A 13,484-nucleotide genomic window follows, 5' to 3' on the forward strand; every position below is an offset into this window, starting at 1 on the left:
CTCAAGGCCGCTCAGCGGAGCGGCCCAGGGGTGAGGTCCGTTGCCCGCCGGCGCTTTAGCCGAAACGTGCCGCGGGATTCCAGCCGGATTTGGGGGCGCAGCGGCAGGCTGCTAGACTCCGGCGATGGATGCAGAGGAAAGCCCTCCGAGGCTCGCCGCCGCCTTGCTCACGATCCCGGTTGTCTGGGCCGCGCTGATCCTCGCCGGCCTGGCCGGACTGCGGCTGCAGCCTTCCATGGCGGGGGCCGGGCTCTCGCTCCTTGTCTATCTGATCCTGCTCTTCGGCTGGGGGCAGTGGACGGAACGGGGCCGGCGCACCTACCTCGCTGTCTATCTGCTCGCCGCCTTTCTCTATTGGCTTGCCTGCGTGGCCCTGTTCATCGCCATGCCGGCGGCGATGATGACGGGGTGGCTGGACTGGTTCGGCGCCGGGATGGTCGTCGGCTTCCAGCCCTATCCGAACCCGCACACGCCGGTCGAAACCTACCTCATCCCGATGGTGATCAACATGTTCGCCCCGATCATCATCATGGGTGCGCTGCGCCCCTGGCTGGACCGGAACAGGCCGGGCTGACTCAGCCCGGCAGCGCGATCATCGAGAATTGCCGGCCGTAGGTCGGCTCGCCGCGATGGGTGGCGCGGCGGTAGGAGTAAAAGCGGTCGGGATCGGAATAGGTGTCCAGCCCCAGCGCCTCGGCGCGGGTGATGCCGGCTGCGGCGAGGCGGGCGAGGACAAAGGCCTCGATGTCGAACTGGTGATGGCCCTCGCGGCCCGGGCTGAAGAAGCTTTCGTTGGCCGGCTCCGCCTCGAGGAAGCGGCGGAAAAAGGCCTCGTCCACCTCATAGCTCCTGCGGGCGATGACCGGGCCGATTGCGGCGGCGATCCGCTCGCGCCGCGCGCCGATTCCTTCCATCGCCGCGACCGTCGCTTCGATCACGCCGGCAAAGGCGCCCTTCCAGCCGGCATGGGCCGCGCCGACCACGCCAGCGTCGCGGTCGGCGAGCAGCACCGGGGTGCAGTCGGCGGTGAGGACGGCCAGAGCGAGGCCCGGCCGGTCGGTGACGATCGCGTCGGCATGCGGCCGGCCGTCGTCGGGCCAGGGCGCGTCGGCATAGAGCGCGTCGGCGCTATGGACCTGATAGACCGTGACCAGCCGCGCGCCCGGCGCCACCGCCGCGACCGCGCGCCGGCGGTTCTCGGCGATCAGGTCCAGGTCGTCGCCCGAGCCGAAGCCGACATTGAGCCCGGCGCAGACCCCCGTGGAGACGCCGCCGCGGCGGCCGAGAAAGCCGTGCGGAATGCCCTCCAGCGCGGCGGCACGGATCACCTCGATTTGCGTGTCGACGCTCACAGGGCCAGCCGCATGATCGGATCCTGATAGGTGCGGCTGCCGAGCCGGAACGGCGCCTGGCCGACAATCTCGAAGCCCTGCTTGCGGTAGAAGGCGATGGCGCGGTCGCCGCGCTCCCAGACGCTCAGATAGAGGGCCGGCGCTCCCTCGGCACGCGCCGTCTCGACCGCCCAGTCCATCAGCGCCGCCGCGACGCCGGCGCCCTGCCAGGGCTTCAGCACATAGAGCTGCTTGATCTCCAGCGCGCCCGGCTCGTGCGGCACCGGCAGCTTCATCGGGGTGAGCTTGAGGTAGGCGGCGATCGCGCCGTCCGCTTCCGCCATGTGGATCCTCAGCGCCGGATCTTCATATTCCCGCGGCAGCGCATCCGGGCCGAACATGGTCTCGAGGTGCAGGGCCATGTCGTCGGGCGGAAAAGCGGCGCCGAACGTCTCGGTGAAGCAAAGGCGCCCCATGGCGGCGAGCGCGGGGGCGTCGGCCGGGCCGGCGGTGCGATAGGCGAGGCTCACAGCCAGGCCCGCATGATCAGATCCTCGTCGGCATGGCTGCCGACCATGAAGGCATAGGTGCCGACCTGCTCGAAGCCGTAGCGCGCGTAGAAGCGCTGGGCCCGGATATTGTCGACGAAGACCGAGAGGAAGAGCTGCTCAGCGCCGCGCGCCCGCGCTTCCGCCATCACCCAGTCCATCAGCGTCTGGGCCACGCCGGCGCCCTGCCAGGGCTTCAGCACGTAGAATTGCCTGAGCTCCGCGGTCGGTCCGGTCACCTCGAAGGGCAGGCCCGGCGGCCCGAGCTTGGCGAAGGCCACCGCCTCTCCGTCCTGCTCTACGAGGCGGATCGTGTAGAGCGGGTCGGCCAGCTCCCTCTCCCAATTCTCGACGCTGTGATTGGTGAGGAAGGCGGCGAGATTCTCGGGCGTGTAGAGATGGCCGAACGTCTCGGTGAACGACTCCGCCCCGATCCGGGAGAGGAGCGGCGCGTCGGCAGCGGTGGCATTGCGAAAGGTGAAATCGGACATGTCAGAACCCTGCGGGCTCCTGCCAGTCCGGCGCGCTGAACGCCAGCACCTTGAACAGGCGGCCCATCTGGGACGGGGCGGAGAGGCGGAGCCGGGCGGCCTCGATCTCCTCGGTGCGGGCGGGCGCGGCGCGGGCGAGCGCTGCGGCACGCACGGATAGTCCCATGGCGTCGAGCCAGGCGCCCTGCGGTACCGGGCCGGAGACCCGCACCCCCTTCGCCGCGGCGGCCAGCGCGGAGAAGTCGACATGGGCGGTGAGGTCCCGCTCGCCCGGCGCCTCGAACGGGTCGGCATAAGCATGGCGAGAGACGGCCTGGAGCGTGTCGCCCCGGCCCGGCCGGTCGTGGCCATAATCGACGATCAGGGCCGCGCCGCCCTGCCTGGCGATCCGGCGGGACAGGTCGGCGGCGATGGCGAGCGAGGCCGGGGAGGCCTCGGTTTCCACGGCGCCGACGGGGGTGAAGCGGCCGTCCCGCCAGTCGACTGTTCGCTCCCGTCCCCGGGCATCGCGCTGCTCGACCGGCAGCGCGTCGAAGAATTCGTTGACGACGACCAGCAGCCGGCCATCGGCAGGCAGCGTCGAGAGATCGTCATGCCAGACGGCGCCGGGGAGGCGGCCGGCCTGCGCCTCCCGCAGCACCGGGCTGGTCTCGACGAGGTGGACGTCCGGGGTCAGGCCAGCCCCCTTCATCGCCCGCAGCGCATCGGCCGCCAGCGTCCCGCGCCCCGGCCCGAGCTCGACATAATGCGCGCTCGCGGGCCGCCCCGAGCGCAGCCACAGATCCGCCAGCCAGAGCCCGGCCAGTTCGCCGAACATCTGGCTGATCTCCGGCGCCGTGGTGAAATCGCCCGCCGCGCCGAACGGATCGCGGGTCGCGTAATAATGCGCGTTCGCCTCCGCCATCCAGACGGAGACCGGGATCGGCCCTTCCGCGGCGATGCGGCGCCTCAGCCTCTCCTCAAGCGGTGGCGGCGGGCTCATCCGGCACCGGCTGCACCCGGGCCTCGCGCTTCTTCGCGGTCGCGATCAGGTAGATGCCGCCGAGGATCATCGGCACCGACAGCCACTGGCCCATATGGAGCCCGGTCGCCTGGGCGAAGTCGACCAGATGGGCGTCGGGCGCGCGGATGAATTCGAGCGCGAAGCGGACGAGGCCGTACCCGAGGATGAAAGTGCCGACGAGCTTGCCGGGCTGATAGCGGGCGCGGGTCTTCCAGAACATCCAGACGAGCAGGGCCATCAAAACGATCCCTTCGAGCAGCGCTTCATAGAGCTGGCTCGGGTGGCGCGGCGGTCCGAGGATGCAGCGACCCTCGATGAGGGGCTCGCAGAAGCGCACCGCCCACGGCACCTGGGTCACGCCGCCCCAGAGCTCGCCGTTCACGAAATTGGCGAGCCGGCCGAGAAACAGGCCGGGCGGGATGCAGCAGGCGACGTAATCGTGGATGCGCAGCCAGTCGAGCTTCCGGCGCCACGCCAGATAGAAGATGCCGAGGCTGACCCCGATCACCCCCCCGTGGAAGCTCATCCCGCCGTCCCAGAGGCGGAAGATCTCGACCGGATTGGCGAGATATTCCGCCGGCTTGTAGAAGATCACATAGCCGAGCCGGCCGCCGAGGATGATGCCCAAAGTGGTGTAGAAGGCCATGTCGTCCGCATGCCGCCGGGCCATGGGCGCGCCGGGCTGGCGGATCAGCTTCAGCAGATACCACCAGCCGATGATGATCCCGAACAGATAGGCGAGGCTGTACCAGCGCAGCTGGAACCAGCCCCATTCGAACAGGACGGGGTGCAGGCCCAGCTGATTGAACTGGATCGCATCGCTGCTTGCTGCCATCGATGTCAGTAAGGCGTCGATCAAGGCTTTCCCCTTCCGGTTCGGGCCTTCATAGAGGGGGGAAAATAAAAGGCAAAGCCAACAGAGAGAGGGTAAGCGTGCGAAGCGAGCTCGACCGGAAATATGACGAGGTGCTCGCCGAGCAGACCGGGGAGAACGGCCGGTTCCGGATCGAGCGGGACCAACTCGGGCGCGCCTATGTCGGGAATTTCCCGGGGACGCTGCCTTCGTTCTTCCAGGCCTTCTGCGCGCTGAACGGCGCGGTCGAGGCCGTCGTCGCCGGCGACGAGCGGCTGACCTTCGCCGAGCTCGACGCTTGCTCAACCCGGCTGGCGCGGCTGCTCGCCGGCAGCTGGGGGGTCGGCAAGGGCGACCGCGTCGCCATCGCGATGCGCAACTGCCCGGCCTGGATCGTCACCTATGTGGCGATCCTGAAGGCGGGCGGGATCGCGACCCTGATCAACGGCTGGTGGACGCCGGACGAGCTGCGCCACGGTCTCGCCCTCGCGGAGCCCGGACTGATCATTGCCGACGTCGCGCGCGCGGCGCGGCTCGAGGCGGGCGGCTGCACGATCCCTGTCGTCGCCTTGCCCGTCGAGCAGAAGCTGGACGGGGCGCTCGCGCCATTCTTCGCGCGGACCGAAGAGGCGGACCTGCCGGAGGTGCTGCCCGAGGACGATGCGACCATCCTCTTCACCTCGGGCTCGACCGGGCTGGCCAAGGGCGCGGTCTCGACGCACCGGGCGGTGGTCACCGGCACCTATGCCTACAGCCTCGCCCTCGCCGTCCTGCTCGGCATCAAGGAGCGCGACAGGGATCCGCCGAAGCACCCGCCCAGGACCCTGCTCAACGTGCCGCTCTTCCACGTCACCGGCGAAGTGCCGGTGATGCTGAACAGCTTCGTGATCGCGCGGTGCATGGTGCTGATGCAGAAATGGGATGCCGGCGAGGCGCTGAGGCTCATCGAGCGGGAAAAGATCACCTATTTCGTCGGCGTGCCGACGATGAGCCTGGAGCTGATGCAGCACCCGGACCGCGACAAATACGACCTCTCCTCGCTGACCGACATTGCCGCCGGCGGGGCGCCGCGGCCGGTCGCCCATGTGAAACGGCTGGAGGCTGCGTTCACCGGCGCCCAGCCGGCGCTCGGCTACGGCCTGACGGAGACCAATGCTGCCGGCACCGGTAATTTCTGGTCCAATTATCACGACAAGCCCGCCTCGACGGGCCGGGCCCAGAAGCCTTTCGTCGAGATAGCGATCATCGGCGAGGACGGCCAGCACCTGCCTGCCGGGGAGACGGGCGAGATCGCGATCCGCACCGCCGCCAACATCCGCGGCTACTGGCGGGACGAGGCAGCGACCAGGGCGGCCTTCACTGCCGACCATTATCTGCGCACCGGCGACATCGGCTATCTCGACGCGGACGACTATCTGTTCATCGTCGACCGCAAGAAGGACATCATCATCCGCGGCGGCGAGAATATTGCGGCGCAGGAGGTGGAGGCCGCGGTCTACGCCCATCCCGCCGTCTCGGAGGCGGCGGTGTTCGGCGTCCCCGACGAGCGGCTCGGCGAGGTGCCGGCCGCCGTGATCTGGTGCGAGACAAAGACGGTCTCCGAAGCCGAGCTGATGGATTTTCTCGGCGCCCGTCTCGCGCAGTTCAAGCTCCCATCCTATATCTGGTTTTCGGGCGAGCCGCTCCCCAAGCTCGGCACCGGCAAGATCGACAAGGTCTCGCTCCGGTCGCTCTACCGGGCCAAGGTCGCGGCGGCGGCCTGAACGCCGCAGCGAAGCGGCGAGGAGGATCGACGATGACGCATCTGAAGGCCGGTGCCCTTTTCGCCCTGGCGCTCACTCTGTCCGCCTGCGGCGACACCACGCCGCCGCCGGCCAACGGCGCGGGCCATATCGCGATCGCCAATGAAGGCAGCGACCGGCTGAAGGCGCTCAACCCGATGAACAAGCGGGTCGGCCTGCTGCGCGCGATCCAGCAGAGCGGCTTCGCCTGCCGCGGCGGCGTGCTGACCGGCGCCTATCAGCAGCAATATCAGAATCTCGCCATGTGGGTCGCGCTCTGCGCGGACGGCAAGAATTACGCGGTGTTCATCGCCCCCACCGACGACGTGCAGGTGCGCAATTGCAGCGAGCATGAGCAGCTCAGCCTGCCGGCCTGCCGCCGCGTCGCGCCCTTGCCGCACGATCCGCAGACCCCGCCCACCGCGGAGCCGAACCTCGACCAGATCAACGCCGCGAACGCGAATCTGGCGGGAGAATAGAATTCCGCTCCCTGCAGGGAGGAGATACGCCTAGCAATTCTCGTATTTCCAGTGGCGGCGCTTGCCTTCGTTGAGCAGCTCGATCGTCTGGTTGAGGCGCTTCGTGCGGGTTTCGTCGCGCTTCGCCTCTGTCACCCATTCCACATATTCGCGCTTGCAGGATGGCGGGAAGGCCTCCCAGGTCGCTTTGGCTGCGGGCGACGCGTCGATCGCCGCCTGCAGGTCCTGCGGCACGGTGAAGGGCGGCTTCTCATGCTTGTTGCGGACCGGCTTCACGCCGTCGTCGATCAGCTTCATCGCCTTGCGGGTGAGGTCGATCAGGGTCTTGCGGTCGGGCAGATCGTCCAGCGAGGTCAGCCGGCCGAACTGGCCCATCGCCGTCGCCGACTTGCCGCTGGTGTCCACGACCTGGCTGCCCGACCAGAAGCCGAAGCTCGCATGGGCCTTGAACGAGGCAATGCCTGCGAGGATCTTCCCCTTGTACATGAAGCTCGGCATGCTCCATTTCAGGGTCTCCTCGCAGTCCGGGCAGGCCTCGTGAATGACCGAGCGGACATGGCGGAGGATGGGCTTGGCGAAATCCGCCGCCTTGTCGTCGATATAGGCGTCGATCCTGGGATCGGTCTTCATCTGGCAGCCTCCCTGAAAAGCTTCCGGGAAGATGCCCCCGATCGGGCCCGGGCTCAAGCCGGCGCGATGCGGGCGCGGGCGGTGCGGATCGCCTCGACGCTGAAGATGACGAGCGCCGCCCAGATCGCCGCGAAGCAGAGCGCCTTGGCCGGGCCGAACGGCTCGTGGAAGATCAGCACCGCGAGCAGGAACTGGATCGAGGGCGCGATATACTGGAGGAAGCCGAGCGTCGAATAAGGCAGGCGCCTGGCCGCCGCGGTGAACAGCAGCAAGGGCAGCGCGGTCACCGCCCCGCCGAGGATCAGCAGCAGATCGATCGACCAGCTTTGGTGGCCGAAGCCGGCATTGCCCTGTCCGACCAGGTAGAGCACCCAGGCCAGCGAAAGCGGCGCGAGGATCAGGGTCTCCACCCACAGTCCCTCGAGTGCGTCGACCGGCGCGACCTTCCTGAGGAATCCGTAGGAGGCGAAGCTCAGGGCAAGCGTCAGGCTGATCCAGAGCCCCGCTCCCGCCCCCGCCGCCATCACCGTCACGCCGGCCCCGGCGAGCAGGCAAGCGAAGACCTGCGCCCGGGTGAGCTTCTCCTTTAGCAGCACCACCCCGAACAGCACGTTGACGAGGGGATTGAGATAATAGCCGAGGCTGCCCTCCAGCACATGCCCGCTGACGATCGCATAGATATAGACCAGCCAGTTGACCGCGATCAGGCAGGCGGTGGCGATCAAAGTGACCAGCACCTTGCCGGTGCCGAGCGCCGCGCGGATCGCGCCCCAGCGCCGCCACAGGGTCGCAAGCAGGCCGAGCAGGAGCAGCGACCAGATGATGCGGTGGGCGACGATTTCGGTCGGCTGCACAGTAGTGAGCAATTTGAAATAGAGCGGCATGAAGCCCCAGATCGCATAGGCCGCGAGGCCGAGCGGGATGCCGCCTTTGTTGCTGTCCGTGTCGCCGGTCATGGCGCGGCGGTTAGGGGAGCGGCCGGACGGCGTCCAGTGCGCCGGGCCGTGGCGGCTACGGTTGTCGCCGCAGCGCGGCAGGTCTAGGGTCGGCGCGTCGCTTGAGGAATCGCCATGTCCCGCTTTGCCCTGTTCGCCGCCGCCTCGGCCCTCGCGCTGTCCGGCTGCGGCACCGGCGACGGCAATGAGAGCGCCAATGCGGCCAATGCGATGCCGAAGAGCAAGACGGAAAACGGCCAGCTCACCGTCCGAGCCCAGGGCGTCGACCTCAAGATCAACCTGCCGCCGCCGATCCGCCGGATGACCGAGGATGACGACTTCCTCTATCCGCGCGCCCGCGCGGAGCGCGGCAGCGATGGCCGGCGCTTCCATGCCGACGACCCGCCCGAGACGGTCGCGCGCTGGTACCAGGACCGGGCCCGCGCCCACCGCTTCACCATCGCCACCGCGACACGGGAAGGCGCGGCCTACGTCCTCGCCGGCACCGCCCGCAACGGCGACCCGCTCAGCGTCCGCCTCGTGCCGGGCGCCGGGGGCGGCACTGACGGAACAATCGTCGTCACCGCCTCCAATTGATGGCCGAGCCGCTCGCCGATCCGGCCGAGGTCCGCGCCCATCTCGTCGCCGCCGCCAAAGCCGGCGTCGCCCTCTCCTATGGCGAGCTGCTCGAGCATCTCGGCTACCGCTTCTCCCGGCCGAAGATGCGCCAGCTCTGCGCGATGCTCGGCGAGATCGACCGGGAGGCGGAGCTGCGCGGCGAGCCCGAGCTGGCGGTGCTCGTCGTCCGGGCCAGCGACGGCATTCCGGGCCAGGGCTGGTGGGTGGCCGGCGGCGGCTCCTCGCGCGGCTATGAGGGGCTCTGGGAGGGCCCGGAAGCTGCCCGCTTCATCCGGGAGGTGCAGCGGCAGACCTTCGCCTATTGGCAGCGTTAACCGCTTGGTGTCGCCTGCTGGGGCATAAACCCCGCATGACGCGACTTCGGACCCTCGCTCACGGCCTCGGCCTTGCCGGCCTGCTCACGCTCGCCGCCTGCGGGAACGCACCACCGGGCGACGACCTGTCGGCGATCGACAACGAGCTGATCGCCAACAGCGTCGATCCGGCGCTGACCACGGCGCTGCAGGACCAGCTTTCGGTAGACCCCACCCTCGCCCAGCAGACCAACCCGAACAGCGCGCGCCCGCCCGAGGCGCCGGTCCAGGCGCAATATCCGGCCGACGCCAATCCTGGCGAGGACGGCTCGCGCACCCGCACCGCCGGCGGCACCGCGCAGCCGCCGTCGGCCACCTCCTGCGGCCGGGGCTTCGACCATGGCAATGAATGGGCGAACCGGATGCCGGCGGAATTCCCGGCCTATCCGGGCGGCAGGCTGACCGAGGCGGCGGGCAACGATCATGGCGGCTGCCGGATGCGCGTCGTCAGCTTCACCACCGCGGACGCGCCCGCGCGCGTGATCGAGCGCTATCGCGGACTGGTGACCGGCAACGGCTATTCCGCCGAGCAGCAGCAGCGCGGCAGCGATCAGGTGCTCGGCGGGACGCGCGGCGAAAGCGCTTATTATCTGATCGTCACCCCGCAGGGCTCGGGCTCGGACGTCTCGCTGATCGTCAACAACGGGCGCTGATTCCCCTCCCTGCCGGGGAGGGGCGAGGGGTGGGTGCGAGCGACAGCGAGCCTGCTTCCCTCGAAGCCTGAGCGCCCTTCGGCGCCACCCACCCCCATCCGCTCCCTTCCAGGGAGGGGAGTCCGCTCTGGCACTTCCCCCCACCCCCCGCTACATCGCCGCCATGCAGGGTCTCCTTCTCGTCATGCTTGGCGGCGCGCTCGGCGCCGGGGGGCGGCATCTGGCCGGCGTGGCGGGGCTGCGCTGGCTCGGTCCGGGCTTTCCCTGGTGGACGCTGTTCGTGAACCTGCTTGGCAGCCTGCTCATCGGCCTGCTCGCCGGCTGGCTGCTCCGCGCCGGCGGCAGCGAGCAGGCGCGGCTGTTCCTCGCCGTCGGCGTTCTCGGCGGCTTCACCACCTTCTCGGCCTTCAGCCTCGAGCTCGGCCTGATGCTCCAGCGCGGCGAGCTGGCGAGCGCCGCCGCCTATGCGCTCGCGTCCGTCATCGGCGGCGTCCTTCTGCTTTTCGCCGGGCTCTGGCTGATGCGCGCGGGCGCCCCGGCATGACGGACGTCCGCACCTTCGCGGTCTCCGAGGAGGATGACGGCATCCGGCTCGACCGCTGGTTCCGCCGCAACCTGCCGGAGGTGAGCTTCGGCCAGGTGTCGCGCTGGGCGCGGACCGGGCAGCTTCGCCTCGACGGCAAGCGCGCCACGCCGGGCGACCGGATTCTCGCCGGGCAGAGCATCCGCGTGCCGCCGCAGGGCGAGGAGGCGCCGGACGCACCGAAGAAACGCGTCCCCGTCCGCGAGAAATTGAGCGACGAGGAGGTGGAGTTCGTCCGCTCGCTCGTCATCGCCGAGGACCCGGCGGCGATCGTGGTCAACAAGCCGCCCGGCCTCGCCACCCAGGGCGGGACCAGGACGAAGGACCATCTCGACCGGCTGCTCGACGGCCTGGCCGAGGAGGGCGCGGCGCGGCCGAAGCTGGTGCACCGGCTCGACAAGGACACGTCGGGCGCCCTCCTGGTCGCCCGCACGCCCCGCGCTGCCGCCTTCTTCTCCAGGAGCTTCTCCGGCCGGACGGCGCGCAAGGTCTATTGGGCGATCGTCACCGGCGTGCCGGCGATCGACGACGGCATGATCGACCTGCCGCTTGCCAAGCAGCCGGGCACGGGCGGCGAGAAGATGCATGTCGACGAGGCGGAGGGGCAGCCGTCCCGGACCCGCTACCGGGTGATCGAGCGCGCCGGGAACCGCGCCGCCTGGGTCGAGCTGCAGCCGCTGACCGGCCGCACCCACCAGCTCCGCGTCCACATGCTCGCCATCGGGCATCCGATCCTGGGTGACGGGAAATATGGCGGGCCGGATGCCTTCCTGACCGGCGCGATCAGCCGCAAGCTGCATCTGCATGCGCGGCGCCTCAGGATCGACCATCCGGACGGCGGCCGCATCGACGTGACCGCAGCGCTGCCCGAGCATTTCGCCGCGACCATGGCCTCGCTCGGCTTCGACCCCGCCGACGGCGACCTGCCGCTGGACGAGGTGAAATATTCCGAGACGGCCGAGGGCAGGCGCAAGGCGGCCTCCGCGGCCGCCAAGGCCCGCCGCAAGGAGCGCAAGGGCGAGCGCCGCTCGCGGCGCCGGGGCCAGGTGGGCGGCTGATGCACCCGAACCGCGTCTTCGCCTGGGAGGATCGCGACGCGATGCTGGCTTTCGTCGCCGACATCGCCTTCGCGACGATCGCGGCCGAGGGACCTGTCCTGGTCCACGCGCCGGTGCTGGTCGCCGGGCCCGACCGGATCCGCTTCCACGTCTCGCGCGGCAACCGGGCGAAGCTGGAGGGCAGGCGCGCCATCATCTCGGTGCTCGGCCCGGACGGCTATGTCAGCCCTGACTGGTATGGCGTCGACGACCAGGTGCCGACCTGGAACTATCTCGCGGTCGAGGCGGAGGGACCGCTTCGCCGGCTCAACGAGGCGGAGCTGGCCGATTTGCTCGACGGGCTGAGCGCCGCCCACGAGGCGCGGCTGACGCCCAAGCCGGCCTGGACGCGCGGCAAGATGAGCCCGGGCCTGTTCGAGGGAATGCTGAAGGCGATCATCGGCTATGAGCTCGGGATCGAGGCGCTGCGCGGAACGCGCAAGCTCGGCCAGAACAAGGACAAAGCGCAGCGCCGCGCGGCGGCCGCGGGCCTCGCCCCGTTCAATCCGGCGCTCGCGGCCCTGATGGAGAAGGAAGAGAGATGAATCCTGCGGACGAAGCCACCTGGCGCAACCGCTTCATCGTCATGAACCTGATCCGGATCGGCGGGACGGTGGGCGTGATCCTCTGCCTTTTGCTCTGGCAGAGCGACGTGTTCGTTGAGGGCGGGACGATCCTCGGCCTGCCGCTGGCGCTCGCCTTCCTGGTCGTGAGCTTCTTCGGGCCGAAAGTCTACGCCTCGCGCTGGCGGGAGCCGCCCGCTCCGTGAAGCGCTTCTACAGGAAGGCGACGGCCGGCGAGGGCCAGGCGGTCCTGCTCGACGGACGCCCGGTAAAGACGCCGGGCCGCGCGCCGCTGGCGCCGCCCAGCGCAAGCCTGGCCGAGGCGATCGCCGACGAATGGAACGCCCAGGGCGAGACGATCGACCCGCGCTCGATGCCGCTCACCGGCCTCGCCAATGCCGCGATCGACCGGATCGCGCCGGCCAGGGAGGCGTTCGCCGACGGGCTCGCCGTTTATGGCCAGAGCGACCTGCTCTGCTACCGCGCCGAGGGGCCGGCGCCACTGGTCGCGCGGCAGGCCGGGCTCTGGGACCCGCTCCTCGACTGGGCGCGAAGCCGCTACGACATCGCCTTCGAGGTGACCTCGGGCATCACGCACAGGCGGCAGCCGCCGGAGACGGTCGAGCGCCTTAGTGCCGCGGTGCACGCGCGCGGACCGTTCGAGCTCGCCGGCCTCTCGCCGCTGGTCACCGTCTCGGGTTCCCTGATCATTGCCCTCGCGCTGGCGGAAGGCGCGGTCGGCCTCGACCGGGCCTGGGCGGCAGCCGCGCTCGACGAGCTATGGCAGGCGGAGCAATGGGGCGAGGATGCGGAGGCCGCGATGGCGCTGGCCGGCCGCCGCGCCGATTTCGCCGCGGGCGCGCGCTTCCTCAGCCTGCTCTGACCTCAGCCCCGATCACGAGGGGTGGGCCTCCGCTTCGGCCCGCTCGCCAGGCGCCTCGCCGACCACGGCCGGCTCGGGCGGCACCTTGATGAACCAGGCGACGATCACCCCGGCCACGGCCAGAGCGATGCCGTCGGCGAGGAACAGGTAGATGTACCAGGCCCAGTCGTGCGGATAATAGAGCGGCACGCCCAAATGGGTGAAGGCGGCCGCTGCCACGCCGATGATCGCCGCCACCCTTGCCCGCGAGCCGAAATCCTTCACCCGCCCGTCAATGCCGATCAGGGCGAGGCCGAAGGCCAGGGCGATCGCGAAGTTGAAGATCAGGCCCTTGAGCGCCGTGCCCGCGTTCATCCCGGCGACCTGGCCCTCGACATTATAGTGGATCGTGGCGACCGGGCCGGTGCCGTACATCCGCGTCTGCTCCGGCGTCCGTTCGCCGGGGACCATATAGGTGCCGGTCTCGGCGATGTTCGCGCGCAGCGCCTGCTGGATCGGCGCGGCCTGGGTATCACCGACGCTCCTGATCGCGAGATTCTGCAGGCCGAGCCCGAAGAAGATGAAGCCGATGACGAACATGGCGACCGCGGCGGCGGCCGAGCCGATGACGACGCGGATCATGAGCGCCTCCCTGTTATCGGGCGGAGGCTACACCTTTGGCG

19 protein-coding genes are annotated in these 13,484 nt (G+C 69.7%); 11 read left to right on the plus strand and 8 right to left on the minus strand.

Features of this window, described 5'->3' with window-relative positions; translation table 11 throughout:
* Positions 1 to 124: 124 nt before the first annotated feature.
* On the plus strand, positions 125 to 574 hold the full coding sequence (locus VEC11_RS15335) for a hypothetical protein (RefSeq protein WP_464133472.1): 450 nt from the start codon (positions 125 to 127) through the stop codon (positions 572 to 574).
* 1 nt (position 575) lies between these two features.
* Here the strand turns inward: VEC11_RS15335 and pgeF are convergent, their stop codons facing one another.
* Genes pgeF through lgt form a run of 5 tightly spaced genes read right to left on the minus strand, consistent with a single transcriptional unit; the run spans position 576 to position 4,208 of the window.
* On the minus strand, positions 576 to 1,352 hold the full coding sequence (gene pgeF / locus VEC11_RS15340) for a peptidoglycan editing factor PgeF (protein WP_464133476.1): 777 nt from the start codon (positions 1,350 to 1,352) through the stop codon (positions 576 to 578).
* The gene (locus VEC11_RS15345; RefSeq protein ID WP_464133481.1) at positions 1,349 to 1,861 is read right to left on the minus strand and encodes an N-acetyltransferase family protein; all 513 of its coding nucleotides are present in this window, start codon (positions 1,859 to 1,861) and stop codon (positions 1,349 to 1,351) included. Before VEC11_RS15345 ends, pgeF begins: the two co-directional genes overlap by 4 nt.
* Positions 1,858 to 2,370, minus strand: coding sequence for an N-acetyltransferase family protein (locus VEC11_RS15350; RefSeq protein WP_464133486.1), 513 nt, complete (start codon positions 2,368 to 2,370; stop codon positions 1,858 to 1,860). Before VEC11_RS15350 ends, VEC11_RS15345 begins: the two co-directional genes overlap by 4 nt.
* A gap of 1 nt (position 2,371) precedes the next feature.
* On the minus strand, positions 2,372 to 3,352 hold the full coding sequence (locus VEC11_RS15355) for a class I SAM-dependent methyltransferase (RefSeq protein WP_464133492.1): 981 nt from the start codon (positions 3,350 to 3,352) through the stop codon (positions 2,372 to 2,374).
* The gene (gene lgt, locus VEC11_RS15360; RefSeq protein WP_464133497.1) at positions 3,330 to 4,208 is read right to left on the minus strand and encodes a prolipoprotein diacylglyceryl transferase; all 879 of its coding nucleotides are present in this window, start codon (positions 4,206 to 4,208) and stop codon (positions 3,330 to 3,332) included. The genes VEC11_RS15355 and lgt overlap by 23 nt, the downstream gene beginning before the upstream one ends.
* 98 nt (positions 4,209 to 4,306) lie before the next feature.
* Here lgt and VEC11_RS15365 point away from each other — a divergent pair, with 98 nt between their 5' ends.
* Together VEC11_RS15365 and VEC11_RS15370 are read left to right on the plus strand one after the other, a co-directional pair.
* Positions 4,307 to 5,989, plus strand: a complete 1,683-nt coding sequence (locus VEC11_RS15365) for a class I adenylate-forming enzyme family protein (RefSeq protein WP_464133501.1) — start codon at positions 4,307 to 4,309, stop codon at positions 5,987 to 5,989.
* Positions 5,990 to 6,021: 32 nt separating this feature from the next.
* Positions 6,022 to 6,486: a hypothetical protein gene (locus VEC11_RS15370; protein ID WP_464133508.1), complete on the plus strand. Its 465-nt coding sequence runs from the start codon at positions 6,022 to 6,024 to the stop codon at positions 6,484 to 6,486.
* A gap of 30 nt (positions 6,487 to 6,516) precedes the next feature.
* Here VEC11_RS15370 and VEC11_RS15375 read toward each other — a convergent pair whose 3' ends face one another.
* The gene (locus VEC11_RS15375; protein ID WP_464133511.1) at positions 6,517 to 7,116 is read right to left on the minus strand and encodes a YdeI/OmpD-associated family protein; all 600 of its coding nucleotides are present in this window, start codon (positions 7,114 to 7,116) and stop codon (positions 6,517 to 6,519) included.
* A 53-nt stretch (positions 7,117 to 7,169) separates the two neighbouring features.
* Positions 7,170 to 8,072 (minus strand): EamA family transporter RarD, encoded by a 903-nt coding sequence (gene rarD / locus VEC11_RS15380; protein WP_464133515.1) that lies wholly within the window; start codon positions 8,070 to 8,072, stop codon positions 7,170 to 7,172.
* A gap of 114 nt (positions 8,073 to 8,186) precedes the next feature.
* Here rarD and VEC11_RS15385 point away from each other — a divergent pair, with 114 nt between their 5' ends.
* The 8 genes from VEC11_RS15385 to VEC11_RS15420 all read left to right on the plus strand — a co-directional run bounded on the left by VEC11_RS15385 (position 8,187) and on the right by VEC11_RS15420 (position 12,822).
* The gene (locus VEC11_RS15385) at positions 8,187 to 8,648 is read left to right on the plus strand and encodes a hypothetical protein (RefSeq protein WP_464133519.1); all 462 of its coding nucleotides are present in this window, start codon (positions 8,187 to 8,189) and stop codon (positions 8,646 to 8,648) included.
* Positions 8,648 to 9,004 carry a ribose-phosphate pyrophosphokinase gene (locus VEC11_RS15390; protein WP_464133524.1) on the plus strand — a complete coding sequence of 119 codons (357 nt, stop codon included), beginning with the start codon at positions 8,648 to 8,650 and terminating at the stop codon, positions 9,002 to 9,004. Before VEC11_RS15385 ends, VEC11_RS15390 begins: the two co-directional genes overlap by 1 nt.
* 35 nt (positions 9,005 to 9,039) lie before the next feature.
* Positions 9,040 to 9,696, plus strand: a complete 657-nt coding sequence (locus VEC11_RS15395; RefSeq protein ID WP_464133530.1) for a hypothetical protein — start codon at positions 9,040 to 9,042, stop codon at positions 9,694 to 9,696.
* Positions 9,697 to 9,859: 163 nt separating this feature from the next.
* A complete protein-coding gene (gene crcB, locus VEC11_RS15400) occupies positions 9,860 to 10,240 on the plus strand; it encodes a fluoride efflux transporter CrcB (RefSeq protein WP_464133534.1) in 381 nt (126 codons plus the stop codon).
* Complete coding sequence (locus VEC11_RS15405) at positions 10,237 to 11,337, plus strand: RluA family pseudouridine synthase (RefSeq protein WP_464133540.1); 1,101 nt, start codon at positions 10,237 to 10,239, stop codon at positions 11,335 to 11,337. The genes crcB and VEC11_RS15405 overlap by 4 nt, the downstream gene beginning before the upstream one ends.
* Entirely contained in the window at positions 11,337 to 11,921 is a 585-nt protein-coding gene (locus VEC11_RS15410; RefSeq protein WP_464133545.1) for an FMN-binding negative transcriptional regulator, read from the plus strand. The genes VEC11_RS15405 and VEC11_RS15410 overlap by 1 nt, the downstream gene beginning before the upstream one ends.
* A complete protein-coding gene (locus tag VEC11_RS15415; RefSeq protein WP_464133550.1) occupies positions 11,918 to 12,145 on the plus strand; it encodes a hypothetical protein in 228 nt (75 codons plus the stop codon). Before VEC11_RS15410 ends, VEC11_RS15415 begins: the two co-directional genes overlap by 4 nt.
* Entirely contained in the window at positions 12,142 to 12,822 is a 681-nt protein-coding gene (locus VEC11_RS15420) for an ATP12 family chaperone protein (RefSeq protein ID WP_464133554.1), read from the plus strand. Before VEC11_RS15415 ends, VEC11_RS15420 begins: the two co-directional genes overlap by 4 nt.
* A gap of 12 nt (positions 12,823 to 12,834) precedes the next feature.
* On the opposite strand, the gene VEC11_RS15425 is transcribed toward VEC11_RS15420, so the two are convergent.
* Positions 12,835 to 13,443 carry a hypothetical protein gene (locus tag VEC11_RS15425; RefSeq protein ID WP_464133559.1) on the minus strand — a complete coding sequence of 203 codons (609 nt, stop codon included), beginning with the start codon at positions 13,441 to 13,443 and terminating at the stop codon, positions 12,835 to 12,837.
* Positions 13,444 to 13,484 lie beyond the last annotated feature (41 nt).

This window comes from Allosphingosinicella sp., assembly GCF_035626655.1.
Lineage (GTDB): Bacteria > Pseudomonadota > Alphaproteobacteria > Sphingomonadales > Sphingomonadaceae > Allosphingosinicella.

Excerpts from the sequence above, each read along its gene's own strand:
- VEC11_RS15425 (WP_464133559.1), bottom strand. The coding sequence starts at position 13,443 with ATGATCCGCGTCGTCATCGGCTCGGCCGCCGCCGCGGTCGCCATGTTC.
- VEC11_RS15370 (WP_464133508.1), top strand. The coding sequence starts at position 6,022 with ATGACGCATCTGAAGGCCGGTGCCCTTTTCGCCCTGGCGCTCACTCTG.
- crcB (WP_464133534.1), top strand. The coding sequence starts at position 9,860 with ATGCAGGGTCTCCTTCTCGTCATGCTTGGCGGCGCGCTCGGCGCCGGG.
- VEC11_RS15390 (WP_464133524.1), top strand. The coding sequence starts at position 8,648 with ATGGCCGAGCCGCTCGCCGATCCGGCCGAGGTCCGCGCCCATCTCGTC.
- VEC11_RS15385 (WP_464133519.1), top strand. The coding sequence starts at position 8,187 with ATGTCCCGCTTTGCCCTGTTCGCCGCCGCCTCGGCCCTCGCGCTGTCC.
- VEC11_RS15395 (WP_464133530.1), top strand. The coding sequence starts at position 9,040 with ATGACGCGACTTCGGACCCTCGCTCACGGCCTCGGCCTTGCCGGCCTG.
- rarD (WP_464133515.1), bottom strand. The coding sequence starts at position 8,072 with ATGACCGGCGACACGGACAGCAACAAAGGCGGCATCCCGCTCGGCCTC.
- VEC11_RS15335 (WP_464133472.1), top strand. The coding sequence starts at position 125 with ATGGATGCAGAGGAAAGCCCTCCGAGGCTCGCCGCCGCCTTGCTCACG.
- VEC11_RS15415 (WP_464133550.1), top strand. The coding sequence starts at position 11,918 with ATGAATCCTGCGGACGAAGCCACCTGGCGCAACCGCTTCATCGTCATG.
- VEC11_RS15355 (WP_464133492.1), bottom strand. The coding sequence starts at position 3,352 with ATGAGCCCGCCGCCACCGCTTGAGGAGAGGCTGAGGCGCCGCATCGCC.
- VEC11_RS15350 (WP_464133486.1), bottom strand. The coding sequence starts at position 2,370 with ATGTCCGATTTCACCTTTCGCAATGCCACCGCTGCCGACGCGCCGCTC.
- VEC11_RS15410 (WP_464133545.1), top strand. The coding sequence starts at position 11,337 with ATGCACCCGAACCGCGTCTTCGCCTGGGAGGATCGCGACGCGATGCTG.
- VEC11_RS15405 (WP_464133540.1), top strand. The coding sequence starts at position 10,237 with ATGACGGACGTCCGCACCTTCGCGGTCTCCGAGGAGGATGACGGCATC.
- lgt (WP_464133497.1), bottom strand. The coding sequence starts at position 4,208 with ATGGCAGCAAGCAGCGATGCGATCCAGTTCAATCAGCTGGGCCTGCAC.
- VEC11_RS15375 (WP_464133511.1), bottom strand. The coding sequence starts at position 7,116 with ATGAAGACCGATCCCAGGATCGACGCCTATATCGACGACAAGGCGGCG.